Annotated in this window: 15 protein-coding genes; 11 read left to right on the top strand and 4 right to left on the bottom strand. The window is 75.1% G+C overall.

The annotated features are described in order from the left end of the window. Positions 1–16: 16 nt before the first annotated feature. On the bottom strand, positions 17–754 hold the full coding sequence (locus KVT14_RS04325; RefSeq protein WP_217614535.1) for an FMN-binding negative transcriptional regulator: 738 nt from the start codon (positions 752–754) through the stop codon (positions 17–19). Positions 755–1,044: 290 nt separating this feature from the next. Here KVT14_RS04325 and KVT14_RS04320 point away from each other — a divergent pair, with 290 nt between their 5' ends. From KVT14_RS04320 to KVT14_RS04270, 11 genes are all read left to right on the top strand, one after another. Continuing rightward, complete coding sequence (locus KVT14_RS04320) at positions 1,045–2,661, top strand: ABC transporter substrate-binding protein (protein WP_217614534.1); 1,617 nt, start codon at positions 1,045–1,047, stop codon at positions 2,659–2,661. Continuing rightward, positions 2,658–4,058, top strand: coding sequence for a M14 family zinc carboxypeptidase (locus KVT14_RS04315; RefSeq protein WP_217614533.1), 1,401 nt, complete (start codon positions 2,658–2,660; stop codon positions 4,056–4,058). Before KVT14_RS04320 ends, KVT14_RS04315 begins: the two co-directional genes overlap by 4 nt. Continuing rightward, positions 4,055–4,981 carry an ABC transporter permease gene (locus tag KVT14_RS04310; RefSeq protein WP_217614532.1) on the top strand — a complete coding sequence of 309 codons (927 nt, stop codon included), beginning with the start codon at positions 4,055–4,057 and terminating at the stop codon, positions 4,979–4,981. Before KVT14_RS04315 ends, KVT14_RS04310 begins: the two co-directional genes overlap by 4 nt. Beyond that, on the top strand, positions 4,974–5,879 hold the full coding sequence (locus KVT14_RS04305) for an ABC transporter permease (protein WP_217614531.1): 906 nt from the start codon (positions 4,974–4,976) through the stop codon (positions 5,877–5,879). Before KVT14_RS04310 ends, KVT14_RS04305 begins: the two co-directional genes overlap by 8 nt. Before the next feature lie 71 nt (positions 5,880–5,950). Then, the gene (locus tag KVT14_RS04300) at positions 5,951–7,387 is read left to right on the top strand and encodes a serine hydrolase (RefSeq protein ID WP_217614530.1); all 1,437 of its coding nucleotides are present in this window, start codon (positions 5,951–5,953) and stop codon (positions 7,385–7,387) included. A 5-nt stretch (positions 7,388–7,392) separates the two neighbouring features. Beyond that, a complete protein-coding gene (locus KVT14_RS04295) occupies positions 7,393–7,905 on the top strand; it encodes a GbsR/MarR family transcriptional regulator (RefSeq protein WP_210417383.1) in 513 nt (170 codons plus the stop codon). Continuing rightward, the gene (locus KVT14_RS04290) at positions 7,902–9,578 is read left to right on the top strand and encodes an ABC transporter ATP-binding protein (RefSeq protein ID WP_217614529.1); all 1,677 of its coding nucleotides are present in this window, start codon (positions 7,902–7,904) and stop codon (positions 9,576–9,578) included. The genes KVT14_RS04295 and KVT14_RS04290 overlap by 4 nt, the downstream gene beginning before the upstream one ends. Positions 9,579–9,839: 261 nt before the next feature. After that, complete coding sequence (locus tag KVT14_RS04285) at positions 9,840–10,076, top strand: hypothetical protein (RefSeq protein ID WP_217614528.1); 237 nt, start codon at positions 9,840–9,842, stop codon at positions 10,074–10,076. A gap of 86 nt (positions 10,077–10,162) precedes the next feature. Continuing rightward, entirely contained in the window at positions 10,163–11,461 is a 1,299-nt protein-coding gene (locus KVT14_RS04280; protein ID WP_217614527.1) for a hypothetical protein, read from the top strand. 110 nt (positions 11,462–11,571) lie between these two features. Then, positions 11,572–12,147, top strand: a complete 576-nt coding sequence (sigK, locus tag KVT14_RS04275; protein WP_217614526.1) for an ECF RNA polymerase sigma factor SigK — start codon at positions 11,572–11,574, stop codon at positions 12,145–12,147. Next, positions 12,144–13,061 (top strand): anti-sigma factor, encoded by a 918-nt coding sequence (locus tag KVT14_RS04270; RefSeq protein WP_217614525.1) that lies wholly within the window; start codon positions 12,144–12,146, stop codon positions 13,059–13,061. Before sigK ends, KVT14_RS04270 begins: the two co-directional genes overlap by 4 nt. Before the next feature lie 7 nt (positions 13,062–13,068). On the opposite strand, the gene KVT14_RS04265 is transcribed toward KVT14_RS04270, so the two are convergent. From KVT14_RS04265 to KVT14_RS04255, 3 genes are read right to left on the bottom strand one after another with little or no spacing between them, the layout of a single operon-like run. Further along, positions 13,069–13,872 (bottom strand): ABC transporter ATP-binding protein, encoded by an 804-nt coding sequence (locus tag KVT14_RS04265; RefSeq protein ID WP_217614524.1) that lies wholly within the window; start codon positions 13,870–13,872, stop codon positions 13,069–13,071. Further along, entirely contained in the window at positions 13,866–14,897 is a 1,032-nt protein-coding gene (locus tag KVT14_RS04260) for an iron chelate uptake ABC transporter family permease subunit (RefSeq protein ID WP_217614523.1), read from the bottom strand. The genes KVT14_RS04265 and KVT14_RS04260 overlap by 7 nt, the downstream gene beginning before the upstream one ends. Continuing rightward, positions 14,894–15,943 carry an iron ABC transporter permease gene (locus KVT14_RS04255; protein WP_217614522.1) on the bottom strand — a complete coding sequence of 350 codons (1,050 nt, stop codon included), beginning with the start codon at positions 15,941–15,943 and terminating at the stop codon, positions 14,894–14,896. The genes KVT14_RS04260 and KVT14_RS04255 overlap by 4 nt, the downstream gene beginning before the upstream one ends. Positions 15,944–16,035: the final 92 nt, after the last annotated feature.

Here is a 16,035-nt window from a genome sequence, read left to right as displayed (position 1 = left end):
GCGGGTCAGGCGCGGGTCAGGTCCAGTCCGGGCGGCGGTCGAGCTCCGCCCGCATCTCGGCCGCGAGCGCCGGGTCGGCGTAATGCGGGTCGGAGCCCAGGTGCTCGACCACACGCTCGGCGACGGCGCGCGGCTTGTCCTGGCTGAGCTTGGCCTTGCCCTGCCACCGGGTCACCGACAGCCGGAACCCGACGGCGCCGGGCGCGATCCGGCGCGCGTAGCCCTCGACGTCGGGCATCCGCACCGGATCGGGCATCGGCGCCTCGTACCGGTCGACGGTCGCGCCCATGACCGCGTAGGAGTCCTCGGGGTCGAGCAGCTCGAGCGTGCCGTACAGGTGCACGGCGAGGTAGTTCCAGGTCGGCACGGCGGGCGTGTAGCCGTACCAGCCGGGCGACACGTAGCCGTACGGACCCTCGACGACCAGCAGGTGCTCCCGGCCGGAACCGGCCTGGTGCAGCAGCTCGTCGGGCCGGCCCAGGTGGCTGAGCACCGCGAGCGGCGCCGCCGGCACGGTGAACCGGTCGGGCAGGCCGTGCGCGTCCCGGGCGGGCCGCGCCCTCGGAGCCGCCGGGGCCGTCGCGTCCCCGGCCGCGCCGGACGGCAGCGTCACGTCCTCGGCGAGCAGCACCGGCACGTGGGACGCCACCGGCCCGTCGTCGGTCACGGAGACCAGCGTCGCCCACCCGTGGGCCCGCACCAGGTCGCGCACGCGCCCCTCGTCGGTCAGCACGTAGTCGGTCGTGTGGATCACGCGGCCCATCGAACCACCACGCACCCACAGGGCGGCACCCACGCCCTGTGTCACGCACGTAAAACTTTCATTGCCTACTGAACTCTCAGCATCCCGGCTATTGACTCCACCACGGGGTGCCGGGGTTGACTGTCCGGCACCGCCGCCGGGCGCAGACCCGGCCCCCGGCCCGCGCCGTCCCACCCCCGACGCCGCGCGACCGGCCACCCGGCAGAGCCGCCGACCCCGCTCCCCCGTGCACTCCCCCGCCCCGGCGGCCCAGCCGCCGCTCCCCCTGCAGTGGAGGACCCATGAGAACGACCCGGATCCGGCTCGCGGCCGGTGCCGCCGTGCTGGCGCTCGCCCTGGCCGCCTGCTCCGGCGGCGGTGGTGACGACTCCGCCGACACCAGCGCGACGGGCTCGGGCGGCGGCGCGATCCGCGTCGCCGTGACCGACCCGATCCAGCTGATCCCCGGCCGCCAGTCGATCGCCTTCGACTTCAACATGGCCGTCTGGGCCCCGCTGACCTGGATCGACGACGCCGGCGAGCTGACGTACGTCGCGGCCGACTCCGTCGAGTCGGAGGACGGCACCACCTGGACGATCACGCTGAAGGACGGCTGGACCTTCCATGACGGGACGCCTGTGACGGCGCAGTCCTACGTGGACGCCTGGAACGCGGTGGCCTACGGCCCGAACGCGTGGGAGAACTCCGGCCAGCTCGCGAACGTCGTGGGCTACGCCGACCTCAACCCCGCCGAGGGCGAGCCGACGACCACCGAGATGTCCGGCCTGCAGGTGGTCGACGACACGACGTTCACCGTCACGCTCACCGGCCCCGACGGCCAGTTCCCCATGCAGCTCAGCCAGGCGCAGACGGCGTTCTACCCGATGCCGGAGTCCGCGTTCGACGACTTCGACGCGTACAACGTGCACCCGGTCGGCAACGGCCCGTTCGAGGTCGAGACGGACTACGCCGAGAACGAGGAGATGACCGTCACGGCGTACGCCGACTACCAGGGCCCCGCCCCGACGGTCGACGCGATCACGTTCGTGCCGTACACCGACACCACCACCGCCTACACCGACGTCCAGGCCGGCAACATCGACGTCGCGGGCGTCCCGGTGGCGCGCCAGACCCAGGCCTCGGCCGACTTCGGCGACCGGCTCTACACGTTCGAGGCCGCCGGCATCTCCTACCTCGGCCTGCCGCTGTGGGACGCGCGCTACTCGGACGTCCGGGTGCGCCAGGCGATCTCGATGGCGATCGACCGGGACACGATCAACGACGTCATCTACGGCGGCCTGTTCACGCCGGCCACCGCGCTGACCCCGGCCGTCGAGGCCGGCACGCCCGAGGGCATCTGCGCGGAGTACTGCGAGTACGACCCCGAGGGCGCCAAGGCGCTGCTCGAGGAGGCCGGCGGGTTCGACGGCACGATCGACATCTACTTCCCGGGCGGCTCCGGCCTGGACGAGCTGTACACGGCCATCGCCAACCAGCTCCGGCAGAACCTGGGCGTGGACGCGGTCGCGACCCCGAGCACCGACTGGGCCGAGTTCGCCGACAAGCGGACCGCGGGCGACATCGCCGGGCCGTTCTTCTCCCGGTGGGGCGCGCTGTACCCGAGCCAGCAGAACACCCTGCGGGCGTTCTACGTCGAGGGCGGCGGCTGCCCGAACTGCATCCCGTACTACGAGCCCGAGGTGACCGACCTGATCGCGGCCGCCGACGCCGAGGTGGACGCGGACGCCGCGGCCGAGGCCTACGCGGCCGTGCAGGAGCGGATCCTCGAGGACTTCCCGGCCCCGCCGCTGTTCTTCGAGACCTACTCCTACGTGGTGTCCGACCGGGTGGCCGAGCTGCCCACGTCGGCGGTCGGCAACCCGACGTACACCCAGGTCGTCCTCGCCGAGGGCGCATGAGCCACGGCACCACGACGGCGGGCTCGCTCGAGGACGTCCTCGAGCGGGCCCGCCGGGTCCCCCCGATGTCCGGCTTCCCCCCGGTCGACGAGCTGCTGGCCTGGTTCGGCACGCTCGCGGCCGACCACCCGCGGCTCGTCACCGAGCGGCGGATCGGCACCTCCCGCCTCGGCGAGCCGATCCCGATGTTCAGCGTCGGATCCGGCCCGCGGTCGCACCTGCTGTTCGCGGGCGTGCACCCGAACGAGCCGATCGGCTTCCGGACGCTCCAGCACCTCGCCTCGGAGCTGGTGGCCGACCCGGACCTGCTCGTCCGGTCCGGCGCCACCTGGCACCTGGTCCCGTGCATCGACCCGGACGGCACCCGGCTGAACGAGTCCTGGTTCACCGACCCGTCGGACCGCACCGCGTACTCGCGGAGGTTCTACCGGCCCGCGCCGTCCGAGCAGGTCGAGTGGACGTTCCCGTTCGCCTACAAGGACGCGTACTTCGACGACGTCATCCCCGAGACCCAGGCGCTCATGCGCGTGATCGACGACGTGCGGCCGGAGCTCATGGTCAGCCTGCACAACGCGGAGCTCGGCGGCGTCTACTACTACCTGTCCGAGGAGGTGCCGGGGGCCGTCGACGCGCTGCACGCCGTCCCCCGCACGCTCGGCCTGCCGCTCGACGTCGGCGAGCCGGAGTCCCCGTCGATCCGGTCGATCGCCCCCGCGGTGTTCCACATGTCCAGCACCCGCGAGGAGTACGACTACCTCGAGTCGCTGGGCATGGCCGCGGCGACGATGGTCGGCGGCGAGTCGTCCAGCGCCTACGCGCGCCGGCACGGCACGGTCTCCCTGGTCGCGGAGCTGCCGTACTGGTCGCACCCGCTGGCCGACGACACCACCCCGACCTCGGCGGACTACGCCGACGTGGTGCGGGCCAAGGGCGAGGAGCTGGTCGACCTCGGCGCGACCCTCACCGCGCTGCTCGAGGACGCCCGGCCCGACCTCAGCCTGCGCTCGCCGTTCCTGCGGGCGAGCGAGTCGTTCGTGCCGATGATGGGCGAGGGCGGCCGCGCCGAGCTGCTGCGGGCCGAGCGCCCGGAGCTGCGCCGCGCCGCCACCGCGGCCGAGGTGTTCAGCAACGAGGACGTCGTCCGGTGCTTCCGGCTGCGGTTCGGGGGCATGCTGCTGCGGGCGCTGGACGCGGAGGTGCACGCCGGGATCGCCACGGCGCGGGTCCGGCGGGTCGCCGACCGGGCGCGCGAGGTCTACGACGGCTGGGTCGCCGAGGCGGACTCGCTCACGGGCCTGACCGTGCTGCCGGTCGAGCAGCTGGTCGGCGTGCAGTACGGCGCTACGCTGGCCATGTCGCAAGTCCTGGCGGCGCGGACCGCGGGCGGCGCGTCGTGAGCCGGTACGCGGTGCGCCGCGCCGTCGAGCTCCTGATCGTGTTCCTCGGCGTCACGCTGGTCATCTACCTCATGGTGTTCGCGCTGCCCGGCGACCCGATCCGGTCCCTCGGCGGCGACCGGCCGCTGCCGGACAACGTCGTCGCCGAGCTGCGGTCCCGGTACCACCTGGACGAGCCGGTGCTCCAGCAGTACGCCCGGTACCTGGGCGGCCTGTTCACCGGCGACCTCGGCACCAACTTCAGCGGGCAGTCCGTCGCCGGCCGCATGGAGTCCCGGTGGCCCGTGACGATCACCCTGGCGCTCACCGCGTGGGGGATCGAGGTCGTCCTCGGCGTGCTGCTCGGTCTGTTCGCAGGCCTGCGCCGCGGCCGCGCCGGCGACCGGTTCGTCCTGGCCGGCACCATCCTCGCGACCAGCATCCCGGTGTTCGTGGTCGCGGTGACCGCGCAGCTCGTGCTCGGCGTGCGGCTCGGCTGGTTCCCGGTCGCGGGGACGAGCGACGGCTGGCCGACCTCCTACCTGCTGCCCGCGGCGGTCATCGCCGTGTTCGGCCTCGCGTCGGTCACCCGGCTGATGCGCGGCTCGGTGGTCGACACCCTGCAGTCCGACTTCGTGCGGACCCTGCGGGCCAAGGGCCTGCGGGAGCGGCAGGTCGTCGGCGTGCACGTGATGCGGAACTCCGCGATCCCGGTGCTGACCTTCCTGGCCATCGACCTCGGCTACCTGCTCGGCGGCACCGTCGTCGTGGAGGGCGTGTTCAACCTGCCGGGCGTCGGCCAGCTGCTGTTCCAGGCGATCCGCGCGCACGAGGGGCCGACCGTCGTCGGCGTCTCCACCGCGCTGATCATCATCTTCCTGCTGACGAACCTGGTCGTGGACCTGCTGTCGTCGGTGCTCGACCCGAGGATCCGCCATGAGTGACACCCTCACCGCGACCGCGGCCACCGAGGTCGACGCGGGCGCCCCTGCGGCGCCGCGCGGCGTCTGGCGCACGCTGCGCCGCCGCCCGCTGTTCTGGCTGTGCGCCGGGGTGCTCGGCGTGCTGCTGCTGATCGCCGTCGCCCCGTCGTGGTTCGCCGGCTGGTTCGGCCAGCCCGACCCGCGGGCCTGCGACCTGGCCGACAGCGCGCTGCGCCCGGGCGGCGAGCACGTGTTCGGCACCGACGTGCAGGGCTGCGACGTGTACGCCAACGTCATCTACGGCACGCAGGCCTCGCTCACGGTCGGCGTGCTCGCAACCGCGGTCGCGCTGCTGGTCGCCCTGGTCGTCGGCACCGCCGCGGGGTTCTATGGCGGGCTGGCCGACCGGCTGATCGCCCGGCTGACCGACGTGTTCCTCGGCTTCCCGTTCCTGCTCGGCGCGGTCGTGGTGCTCACCTCGATCGGCACCCGGTCCGCCGTCACGGTCGCCCTGGTGCTCGCGCTGTTCTCCTGGCCGACGATGGCCCGGCTCGTCCGCGGCTCGGTCCGCGCCGTCCGGGACGCCCCGTACGTCGAGGCCGCCAAGGCGATGGGCCTGCGGGACCGCCGGATCATCGCGCGGTACGTGCTGCCCAACTCGATCGGCCCGGTGCTCGCCGTGGCCACCACGATGGTCGGCGGCGTCATCGTCTCCGAGTCGACGCTGACGTTCCTCGGCCTGGGCCTGCGCGCCCCGTCGATCTCCTGGGGGCTGCAGCTGTCCAGCGCGCAGACCTACTTCCAGACGTCCCCGCACATGCTGCTGTTCCCGAGCATCTTCCTGACCGTGACCGTCCTCGCGATGATCACGCTCGGCGACGTCCTCCGGGACGTCCTCGACCCGAAGGGCCGCGGCTGACGCCGCGCCGCCCGCACCGCACCTCGCACCACCCCCGGCACCACCCCGCACCGTCCCGAGAGGCCCACCGCATGTCCGACACGACCGCCACCCTCCGCGCCGCCGCCCCCTACCTCGCGTCGTGGGTCGACCTCCAGGGTGCGTTCCGCCGCGCCGTCGGCGTCCAGGTGGCGATCCGGTCCGGGGACGAGGTCGTGCTCGAGCACGCGTGGGGCACCGCCGACGTCACCACGGGCGAGCCGCTGCGCACCGACCACCTGTTCCGGATCGCCTCGCACTCCAAGTCGTTCACCGCGACCGCGGTGATGCGGCTGGTCGAGGCCGGCCGGCTCCGGCTGGACGACGCCGTCGGGACGCACGTCGCCGGGCTGGCGGGGTCCCCCCTCGGGTCCCGCACCGTCCGCGAGCTGCTCGGCCACCAGGCCGGCGTGATCCGTGACGGCGAGCGCGGCGACTTCTGGCAGCTCGACGGCCCCTTCCCGGACGAGCCGACCCTGCTGGCGGAGCTGCGCGAGGCCGGCGAGGTCTACGGCGCGAACGAGCACTTCAAGTACTCCAACTACGGGTACGGGATCCTCGGCCTCGTCGTGGAGTCCGTGACCGGCCAGCCGTTCCGCGACCACCTGCGCGCCGCGGTGCTCGACCCGCTCGGCATGGCCGACACCGGCGCCGAGTACGACGAGGCGCTGGCCGCGCGGTACGCCGCCGGGCACACCGCCCTCCTCGACGCCGACGACCGCCGGGAGACGATCGAGCACGTCGACACCCGCGCGCTCGCCGCCGCCACCGGCTTCTACTCCACCGCCCGGGACATGACCGCCTTCGGCGCCGCGCACTTCTACGGCGACGAGTCGCTGCTGTCCGACGGCGGCAAGCGGCTGCTGCACCGCCAGGAGTCGGTGGTGAAGGTGCACGGCAAGGAGGTCGGGCGGTACGGCATCGGCCTGGACCTGCACACCATCGGCGACCGGGAGATCGTCGGGCACTCCGGCGGGTACCCGGGCCACATCACCCGCACCTACATCGACCCGGAGCAGCGGCTGGTCGTCAGCGTCCTCACCAACGCGATCGACGGCCCGGCCGACCCGATCGCGGTCGGCCTCATCAAGCTGATCGACCTCGCGCTGAACCCGCCCGCGGACGCGCCCGAGCCCGCCGCCGATGCCCGGCCGCTCGCCGAGTACACCGGCCGGTTCGGGGCCCTGTGGGGGATCACCGACATCGCCGAGCTCGGCGGCCGGCTCCTGCTGCTGCACCCCGCCGCGCCGGACCCGGTGGCCGCGTACGACGAGCTGCACGTGCGCGGGCGCGACGTGCTCGGCACCACGCGGCAGCCGGGCTTCGGGTCGGCGGGCGAGGACGTGGTCGTCGAGCGCGCGGCGGACGGGAGCATCGCCGCCGTCCGCAACGGGATGACCTCCTGGCCCCTCGACGAGTTCCGCCGCCGGCGCGCCGGCATGACCCGCCGCCGGGACGCCGGTGCGCCGGTCCCGGCGTCCCTAGGCTGACCGGCATGACCAGCGACGACGCAGCACCGGCCGCCGACCTCACGATGACGCCGGAGCAGCTGGCGTGGATCGAGCAGTTCGCGCTCACCTGGGAGGGCACGAACAGCGCCCGCATGGAGGGCCGCGTGGTCGGGCTGCTGATGATCGCCGACCGCCCCTACCTGTCGTCCCAGCAGATCGCGCAGCTGCTCACCGCGAGCGCCGGTGCGGTGTCCACCGCGACCCGGCGGCTCGTGGAGGTGGGGTTCATCCAGCGGCACGCGATCGGCGGCGACCGGAACCACTACTTCCGCGTCGAGGACGACATCTGGGGGCGCTGGCTGGCGAGCGAGCGGAACTACCTGCCGCGGCTGCAGCGGGTCCTCGACGCGGCCCTCACCGGCGGCCCCGCGGAGGGGCCGGAGCGCCGGCTGCGCAACGCCCGCAACTACATGGAGTGGCTCGCGGGGTACCACCGCAAGATGCTCGCCGACTGGGAGGCCTACCGCGACGCGCAGGCCGGGACTGGAGAACCGTGACCACCGACCCGACCCCCGGCGCGGCCACGGCAGCCGCCCCCGTGCTGTCCGTGCGCGACCTGACCGTCACGTTCCGCGTCGACCGCGGGCGGAGCCCCGACGTGCACGCCGTCCGCGGCGTCTCGTTCGACCTGCACGCCGGCGAGGTGCTGGCCGTCGTCGGCGAGTCCGGCTCCGGCAAGTCCGTGTCCTCGCTCGCGGTGCTCGGCCTGCTGCCCGGCACCGCGCGGGTCACCGGCAGCGCGCGGCTCGAGGACCTGGAGCTGGTCGGCCTGGACGACCGGGCGCTGTCCGACATCCGGGGGCGCCGGGTCGCGATGATCTTCCAGGACCCGTCGAACGCGCTGGACCCGGTCTTCACCATCGGGTTCCAGCTCCGCGAGACCCTGCGCCGGCACCTGCCCGGCCTGTCCCGGGACGAGGCCCGCGACCGCGCCGTCGAGCTGCTGCGCATGGTCGAGCTGCCCGACCCCGAGGACCGGCTGAAGTTCTACCCGCACCAGCTGTCCGGCGGGCAGGCGCAGCGGGTGATGATCGCGATGGCGCTGGCCTGCGACCCCGAGGTGCTGATCGCCGACGAGCCGACCACCGCCCTCGACGTCACCGTGCAGCAGGAGGTCCTCGACGTCCTGCGCCGGCTGCGCGCCCGCACCTCGGCGGCCGTCGTCCTCATCACGCACGACATGGGCGTGGTCGCCGACCTGGCGGACCGGGTGGTCGTGATGCGGCACGGCGAGGTCGTGGAGACGGCCGACGTCGCCGACCTGTTCGACGCCCCCGCCGCGGCCTACACGCGCACCCTCCTGGACGCCGTGCCGCGGATCGGCGCCGACGAGCGCCCGGCCGGCACCGACGCCGCCGAGCGGCCCGCGCTCAACGTCGAGAACCTGGTCGTCGAGTACCGGAACCGGCGGGGCCGCGTCGTCCGGGCGGTCGACGACGTCACGCTGCGCGTGCAGCCCGGCGAGATGCTGGCCCTGGTCGGCGAGTCGGGCTCGGGGAAGTCGACGCTCGGCCGGTGCGCCCTCGGGCTCGCGCCGCTCACCTCCGGGACCGTCGAGGTCGTCGGCACCCGGCTCGGCCGGGACACCCCGCGCGCCGTCCGGGCGGCCCGCACCCGGATCGGCGTCGTGTTCCAGAACCCCGCCGCGTCGCTCAACCCGCGGTACACGATCGGCGAGTCCGTGGCCGAGCCGCTCCGGGTGCACGCCGGCCTGCGGGGCAGCGCCCTCACCGCGCGGGTCGCCGAGCTCCTGGACGGCGTCGAGCTGCCCGCCGCCTGGGCCTCGCGCTACCCGCACGAGCTGTCCGGCGGCCAGCGGCAGCGGGTGTCGATCGCCCGGGCGGTCTCGCTGGACCCGGAGCTGCTGATCGCCGACGAGCCCACCTCCGCGCTCGACGTGTCCGTGCAGGCCACCGTGCTCGAGCTGTTCCGGTCCATCCAGCAGCGGCTCCGGTTCGCGTGCCTGTTCATCAGCCACGACCTCGCGGTGGTGGACGAGCTCGCCGACCGGGTCGCGGTGATGCACCGCGGGCAGGTCGTCGAGGTGGGCGAGCGCAGCCGGGTGCTGGGGGCGCCCGAGCACGACTACACCCGGCGGCTGCTGGCGGCCGCGCCGGTGCCGGACCCCGCTGCCCAGGCGGCGCGGCGGGCGGTGCGGCTGGCGGGCTGACCAGTGCTCCCGCGAGTGGGCGTCATGGCACGGAGCGGCCGTTCCCGCCACCGGGGGACGTCCGATTCGCCCGTGATGTCGACCACATGTGTGGTTTTTCACCCGCTCGATACCACCGAGATACGCCTGACGCCACAGGAACCCGTGCGACCGTCCGATGGACAGCAGCACACGGGCCGACCCGGCCCGCGGGGCGACGTCGGCCCGCGCCGACGCCGCAGGGACCTCCCCGGGAGGTCCGGAGCACGGAGGTGGGACCGCATGACCCTCGACGACCTCGGCCGCCCGGCCGCCTCCGTGACGCGGCTGCCCGCCGCCTGGACCCCCTTCGACGAGCTGCGGGCCGCCGTCGGCCCCACCCCCTGCGTCGCCCGTCCGCACGCCGGCCTGGTGCACCGCGACGGACCCTGCCAGTGCTTCGTCGGCGGGCCCGCGCCCGAGCACGCGGAGCGACCCGAGGACGTCGTCCTCGCGCTGGCCTGGCACGGCGCCGCGTAGGACCGTTCACCCGCTCCGGGCCCATCCGGGCCGGGCCCCGCTCCGAACCCCTGGTGACACACACCCGAGGGACGCAAGGAGCGATGATGCGACGCACCCGCAGCACCTACGCCGTGGCCGCGATGGCCGCCGGGCTCACCCTGAGCCTGACGCTGGCCGCCTGCAGCAGCACGGACGAGACGGGCGGCACCGCGCCGTCGGCCTCCTCCTCGATGGACGGATCCGACCACTCGGGCATGAGCGACATGGACGCCGTCGCCCCGGTCAGCACCGGCGACCCGTTCGCCGACGCCCGCACCGCAGCCGCGCACATGCCCGAGACCGGGCTCACCCTGGCGACCGGACTCGCCGCCGCCACCGACACCGCCGGCGAGGTCGACTCCGACGCCGCCACCCTGCGCGCCGACCTGACGGCGCTGCTCCAGGAGCACGTCTACCTCACCGGCATCGGGGTGGCGACCGCCTACACGGCGGGCGCCGACTCCGACGAGTTCATGGCCGCCAAGGCGGCCCTCGACGGCAACACCGACGACCTCGCGGACGCCGTGGGCTCGCTCGCCGGCGAGGAGCAGGGCACCGCGTTCCACGACCTGTGGGACGAGCACATCGGCTACTTCGTCGACTACGCCGTCGCGGTGAAGTCGGGCGACCAGGCGGCGGCCGACGCCGCCCAGGCCTCGCTCGCCGGGTACACCACCCAGGCGGGGGCGTTCTTCGAGCAGATCAGCGCCGGCAACCTGCCCGCGGACGCCGTGGCCGAGGCGCTCACCATGCACGTCACGACCCTGACGGCCGCGATCGACGCGCTCGCCGCGGGCGAGCCGACCGCGTCCGACACGCTCAAGGCCGCCGCCGACCACGTCGGCATGGACGCCGCCACCATCGCGACCGGGCTCGCCGCCGGCGCGGGCCTGTCCGGCGACGCGATGGACGACGCGTCCACCCTGCGCTCGACGCTGACCGCGCTGCTCCAGGAGCACGTGTACCTGGCCTCGTACGCGGTGTTCACCGCGTACACCGCCGAGGGCGGGGTCGACTCCCCGGCGTTCACCGCCGCGGCCGCGACGCTCGACGCCAACTCCGTCGCGCTGTCCGACGCCGTGACGTCGCTGGCCGGCGAGGAGAACGGCTCCGCGTTCCTGGACCTGTGGCGCGAGCACATCGGGTTCTTCGTCGACTACGCCGTGGCCGACGCCACGGGCGACGAGGACGGCCGCCAGCAGGCGCTGGCCGACCTCGACGGCTACCGGCCCGAGGCGGGCGCCTTCTTCGAGAAGGTCAGCAACGGCGAGCTGCCGGCGGACGACGTCGCGGCCGGGCTCGGCATGCACGTCTCGACCCTCGCCGGCGCGATCGACTCGCTGGCGGCCGCGCTCGTCCCCTGACGGGCGCCGAGGACCGTGACGCCGGCCCCGTTCCCCGTCGGGGCCGGCGTCACGCCCGCGCCGGGCGGTTCGACGGGACCGAGGCGGGCACCGTGCGGCAGACTGCAGCGGTGCCCTCCCCCGGTTCCCGGCCCGCCGCCCACGCGACGGCCGACGAGGCCCTCGCCCGCGTCGCGGGCGGCGACCGCGACGCCTTCCCGACGCTGTACGACATGCTGTCCCCCGCCGTGCACGGCACGGCGCTCGCCGTGCTCCGCGACCCGGACCACGCGGCGGAGGTCACCCAGGAGGTCATGGTGGAGATCTGGCGCACGGCGTCCCGGTGGGACGCTCGGCGCGGCTCGGCGCGCGCGTGGGCGACCACGATGGCGCACCGCCGGGCCGTCGACCGCGTGCGCTCGGTGCAGGCCCAGCGCACCCGCGACCAGGCGGTCCTCGACGCCGACCGGCCGCGCGCCTTCGACGTCGTCGCCGAGCAGGCCGAGTCGAACCTCGAGGCCGAGCGCGTCCGGCACTGCCTCGGCGGCCTGACCGACACGCAGCGCGAGGCCGTCGTGCTCGCCTACTACGACGGGCGCACGTACCGCGAGGTCGCCGAGTCGCTCGAGGCCCCGCTGCCCACCGTCAAGAGCCGCATCCGCGACGGCCTCACCCGGCTCCGCGACTGCCTGGGGGTGGCCGCGTGACCACGCCCACCCCGCCGCGCCCCGGCGAGCGCCGGCCCGACGACGCCGCCACCCGCGAGCTGCTCGGCGCCTGGGCGCTCGACGCCCTCGACGACGCCGAGCGCGCCCGCGTCGACGACCTGGTCGCCCGCGACCCCGACGCCGCGCGCGAGGCCCGCTCGCTGCGCGAGACCGCGGCGGTGCTCGGCGAGGCCGTCGCCGTCGCGGCGCCCGACGCCGTGCGGCTGGCCGTGCTGTCGGAGGTCGAGCGCACGCGGCAGGACGACCCCGCTGCGGCCTCGGCGCCGGAGTCCGAGCCCGTGCGCCCCGCGGCCGGAACGGCCGCGCCGGGTGCCGCGGCGTCCGGCACGACCGGCGGGGAGCCGGTCCCGTCCTCGGTGCCCGCGCGCCCGACCGACCGACCCGCGGGCTCGCCCGACGGGTCCACCCGGCCCGCGGGATCCACCCGACCGGCCGGCCGCCGCGCCCGCCGTCGCTGGTCGACTGCCGTCGCCGCCCTGGCCGTGCTGGCCGCCGTCGCCGTGCCGTCGACCGTCGCCTGGCGGCAGGCCGAGCGGGCTGCGGAGGCCGAGGCGCGCGCCGACCGGATCACCGCCCTGCTCGCCGAGCCTGGCGCCCAGGTCGTCTCCGCGCCGGTGACGTCGGGCGGCACCGCCGTCGCGGTGGTCACGGCGGACGCCGCCCTGGTCACCGCCAGCGGGGTCGACGCCCCGGACGCCGACGAGGTCTACCAGCTGTGGGTGATGCGGGACGGCGCGCCGGTCTCCGCGGGCACGACGGGCGTCACCGACGGCACGCTCCAGATCCGCACGGACGTGTACCGGACCGGCGACGCGCTCGCGCTGACGGTCGAGCCGGAGGGCGGCTCGGAGCAGCCGACGAGCGAGCCGGTGGTGGTCCTGGCCCCGGCCTGACCGGCGCTCAGTCCGCGGCGGTGTGCGCCGCGCCGCGCGGGATCACCAGCGGCGTGCCCGCGAGCGGGTCCGGGATCACCAGGCACGGCAGACCGAACACCTCCTCGACGAGGTCGGCCGTCACCACCTCGGTCGGCCGGCCCTGCGCCACCACGGCGCCGTCCTTCATCACGACCAGGTGCGTGGCGTACCGGGCGGCGTGGTTGAGGTCGTGCAGCACGGCCACCAGCGTGGCGCCCTCGGCGTGCAGCCGCGCGAACAGGTCCATCAGCTCGATCTGGTGCGCGATGTCGAGGAACGTCGTCGGCTCGTCGAGCAGCAGGATGCCGGTCTCCTGGGCCAGGGCCATCGCGACCCAGACGCGCTGCCGCTGGCCGCCGGACAGCTCGTCGACCGGCACGGCCGCCAGGTCGGTGACCCGGGTGGCGTCCATGGCGTCCGCCACGGCCCGGCGGTCGGCGTCGGACTGCTGCCGGAACAGGTTCTGGTGCGGGTACCGGCCGCGCGCGACGAGCTCGCCGACGGTGATGCCCTCGGGCGCCAGCGCCGTCTGCGGCAGCAGGCCGACGCGGCGGGCGACCTCCTTGGTGGCCATCCGGTGGATCGACGACCCGTCGAGCACGACCTCGCCCGCCGCGGGGCGCAGCAGCCGGGCCAGCGAGCGCAGCAGGGTCGACTTCCCGCACGCGTTCGGGCCGACGACCACCGTGAACGAGTCGTCCGGGATCGCCAGGCTGAGGCCGGTCGACACCGTCCTGCGCTCGTAGCCGAGCGTCACCGCGTCGGCCCGCAGCCGCTGCTCGTTCACCATCGCCGCCGCGCCTCCTGCACGATCAGGGCCAGCAGGTACGCCCCGCCGAGCACCACGGTCACCACGCCCACCGGCAGCGCCGTGGGCAGCACGTGCTGCGCCAGCAGGTCCGCCGCGAGCAGCACCAGCGCGCCGGTCAGCGCCGAGGCCACCAGCGGCAGCCCGGCCGACCCGGCCAGCCGGCGCGCGATCTGCGGCGCCGCCAGCGCCACGAACGCGATCGGCCCCGCCGTCGCTGTCACGGTCGCGATCAGCGCGACGCCGAGCACCACCACCGCGAGCCGCGACGCCTCGACGCGCAGGCCGTGCGACCCGGCGGCGTCGTCGCCGAGCTCCAGCTGCCGCAGCGGCCCGCGCACGGCCCACACCAGCGGCGTCAGGACCGCGAGCACCGCGAGGGCCGGGAGCGCCTGCGACCAGCCGACCAGCGAGATCGACCCGGCGCCCCAGATCGAGGCCGCGAGCGCCACCTCCGTCTTCGCGCGCAGCAGCAGCCACACGTTCAGGCCGTGCAGCATCCCGGTCACGCCGATGCCCACCACGATGAGCCGGAAGCCCTGCACGCCGTCCCGGTACGCCAGCAGGTAGACGACCAGCGCCGTCAGCAGCCCCGCGACCAGCGCCCCGGCCGAGACGCCGAGCGTGCCCGTGCCGAGCACCGTGGTCACGACGAGCACGCCCGTGTACGACCCGGTCGCGAACCCGATCACGTCCGGCGACCCGAGCGGGTTGCGGGTCAGCGACTGGAACAGCGCGCCGGACACCGCGAGCGCGGCGCCGAATACCAGCGCCACCAGGACCCGCGGCAGCCGCCACTGCGTCACGATCGTGCTGGCGAAGCCCTGGTCGGACACCAGCGCCCGCACGACCTCGGTGACGCCCAGCGGGTAGTCGCCGAGGCCGAGCGCGACCAGGGCGAGCAGCAGCGCAGCGACCGCGAGGCCGGCCACGGCGGCGCGGGACCGGCGCCGCGGGTCGCGGACGCGCAGGCCCCCGGGCGTCGTCGCCACCCGCACGCCCGTCACAGCCCGGTCGCCTTCCGCCGCCGCACCAGCGCGATCAGCACCGGCGCGCCCACGAACGCCGTCACGACGCCCACCGGCAGCTCGCCCGGCCACAGCAGCACCCGCGCCGCCACGTCCGCGAGCAGCACCAGCACCGGCCCCGCGACGGCGGACAGCCCGAGGATCCACCGCTGGTCCGGGCCGACGAGCCACCGCACGATGTGCGGCACCATCAGCCCCACCAGCGTGATCGGGCCGGCCATCGCCGTCGCCCCGCCGGCCAGCAGCGTGATCGCGACGACCGCCAGCACCCGCGTCCGCCCGACGGAGGCGCCCAGCGCCGTCGCCAGGTCCTGACCGAGCCCGAGCGTGTTCAGCGCGCCGGCCACCAGCCCCGCGACCACCAGCCCGAGCAGCACGAACGGGAGCACCGGCACGACCACGTCCCAGCCGCGGGACTGGAACGACCCCGACTCCCAGGTCAGCAGGACCGCGAACCGCTCCTGGTCGGTCAGCCGCAGCGCGCCGACCACCCCGGTGAGCACCGCGCTCAGCGCCACCCCGGCCAGCGTCAGCTGGATCGGCCCGGCGTTCGACCGCCCCGCCGACCCGACCAGGTACACCGCCACCGTCGCCAGCAGCGCCCCGCCGAACGCGAACCACACGTACCCCGACGGCCGGGTCACGCCGAGCAGCACCACGCCCATCGCCACCGCGAACGCCGCACCGCTCGTCACGCCGAGGATGCCGGGGTCGGCGAGCGGGTTCCGGGTCAGCGCCTGCATGAGCCCCCCGGCCACGGCGAGCCCCGCGCCGACCAGCACCGCCAGGACGGTGCGCGGCAGCCGCAGCCCGACCACCGCCGCGTGGTCCGCCGCGGGCACGTCCCCGCCGGTGAGCGCGGACCACACCGTCGACAGGCCCACGGGGCGCGACCCCACGGCGAGGCTGAGGGCAAGCGCGGCGACGAGCAGCACCAGGAGCAGCACGAGCGCGGTGCCGCGACGGGCGGTCGTGGACGTCGTCGGGCGGACCGCCGCAGGGTGCGGGGCGCCGACGGCGCTCACCCGGGGTTCCCGCACATCATGAGGCTAGGCTAACCTTCCGAGGCATCCGCTCGTTCGTGACTCCGTTCCCGAAGTCCGCGGGCCCCCTCCAC

The sequence above is a fragment of the Cellulomonas sp. GbtcB1 genome, from assembly GCF_019091725.1.
In the GTDB taxonomy this organism is placed as follows: domain Bacteria; phylum Actinomycetota; class Actinomycetes; order Actinomycetales; family Cellulomonadaceae; genus Cellulomonas.
This window is presented reverse-complemented; position numbering and strand designations above follow the sequence as displayed.

Coding starts and splice junctions, on each gene's coding strand:
- KVT14_RS04315 (WP_217614533.1), top strand. CDS start 2,658: ATGAGCCACGGCACCACGACGGCGGGCTCGCTCGAGGACGTCCTCGAG.
- KVT14_RS04285 (WP_217614528.1), top strand. CDS start 9,840: ATGACCCTCGACGACCTCGGCCGCCCGGCCGCCTCCGTGACGCGGCTG.
- KVT14_RS04280 (WP_217614527.1), top strand. CDS start 10,163: ATGCGACGCACCCGCAGCACCTACGCCGTGGCCGCGATGGCCGCCGGG.
- KVT14_RS04295 (WP_210417383.1), top strand. CDS start 7,393: ATGACCAGCGACGACGCAGCACCGGCCGCCGACCTCACGATGACGCCG.
- KVT14_RS04300 (WP_217614530.1), top strand. CDS start 5,951: ATGTCCGACACGACCGCCACCCTCCGCGCCGCCGCCCCCTACCTCGCG.
- KVT14_RS04265 (WP_217614524.1), bottom strand. CDS start 13,872: ATGGTGAACGAGCAGCGGCTGCGGGCCGACGCGGTGACGCTCGGCTAC.
- KVT14_RS04305 (WP_217614531.1), top strand. CDS start 4,974: ATGAGTGACACCCTCACCGCGACCGCGGCCACCGAGGTCGACGCGGGC.
- KVT14_RS04320 (WP_217614534.1), top strand. CDS start 1,045: ATGAGAACGACCCGGATCCGGCTCGCGGCCGGTGCCGCCGTGCTGGCG.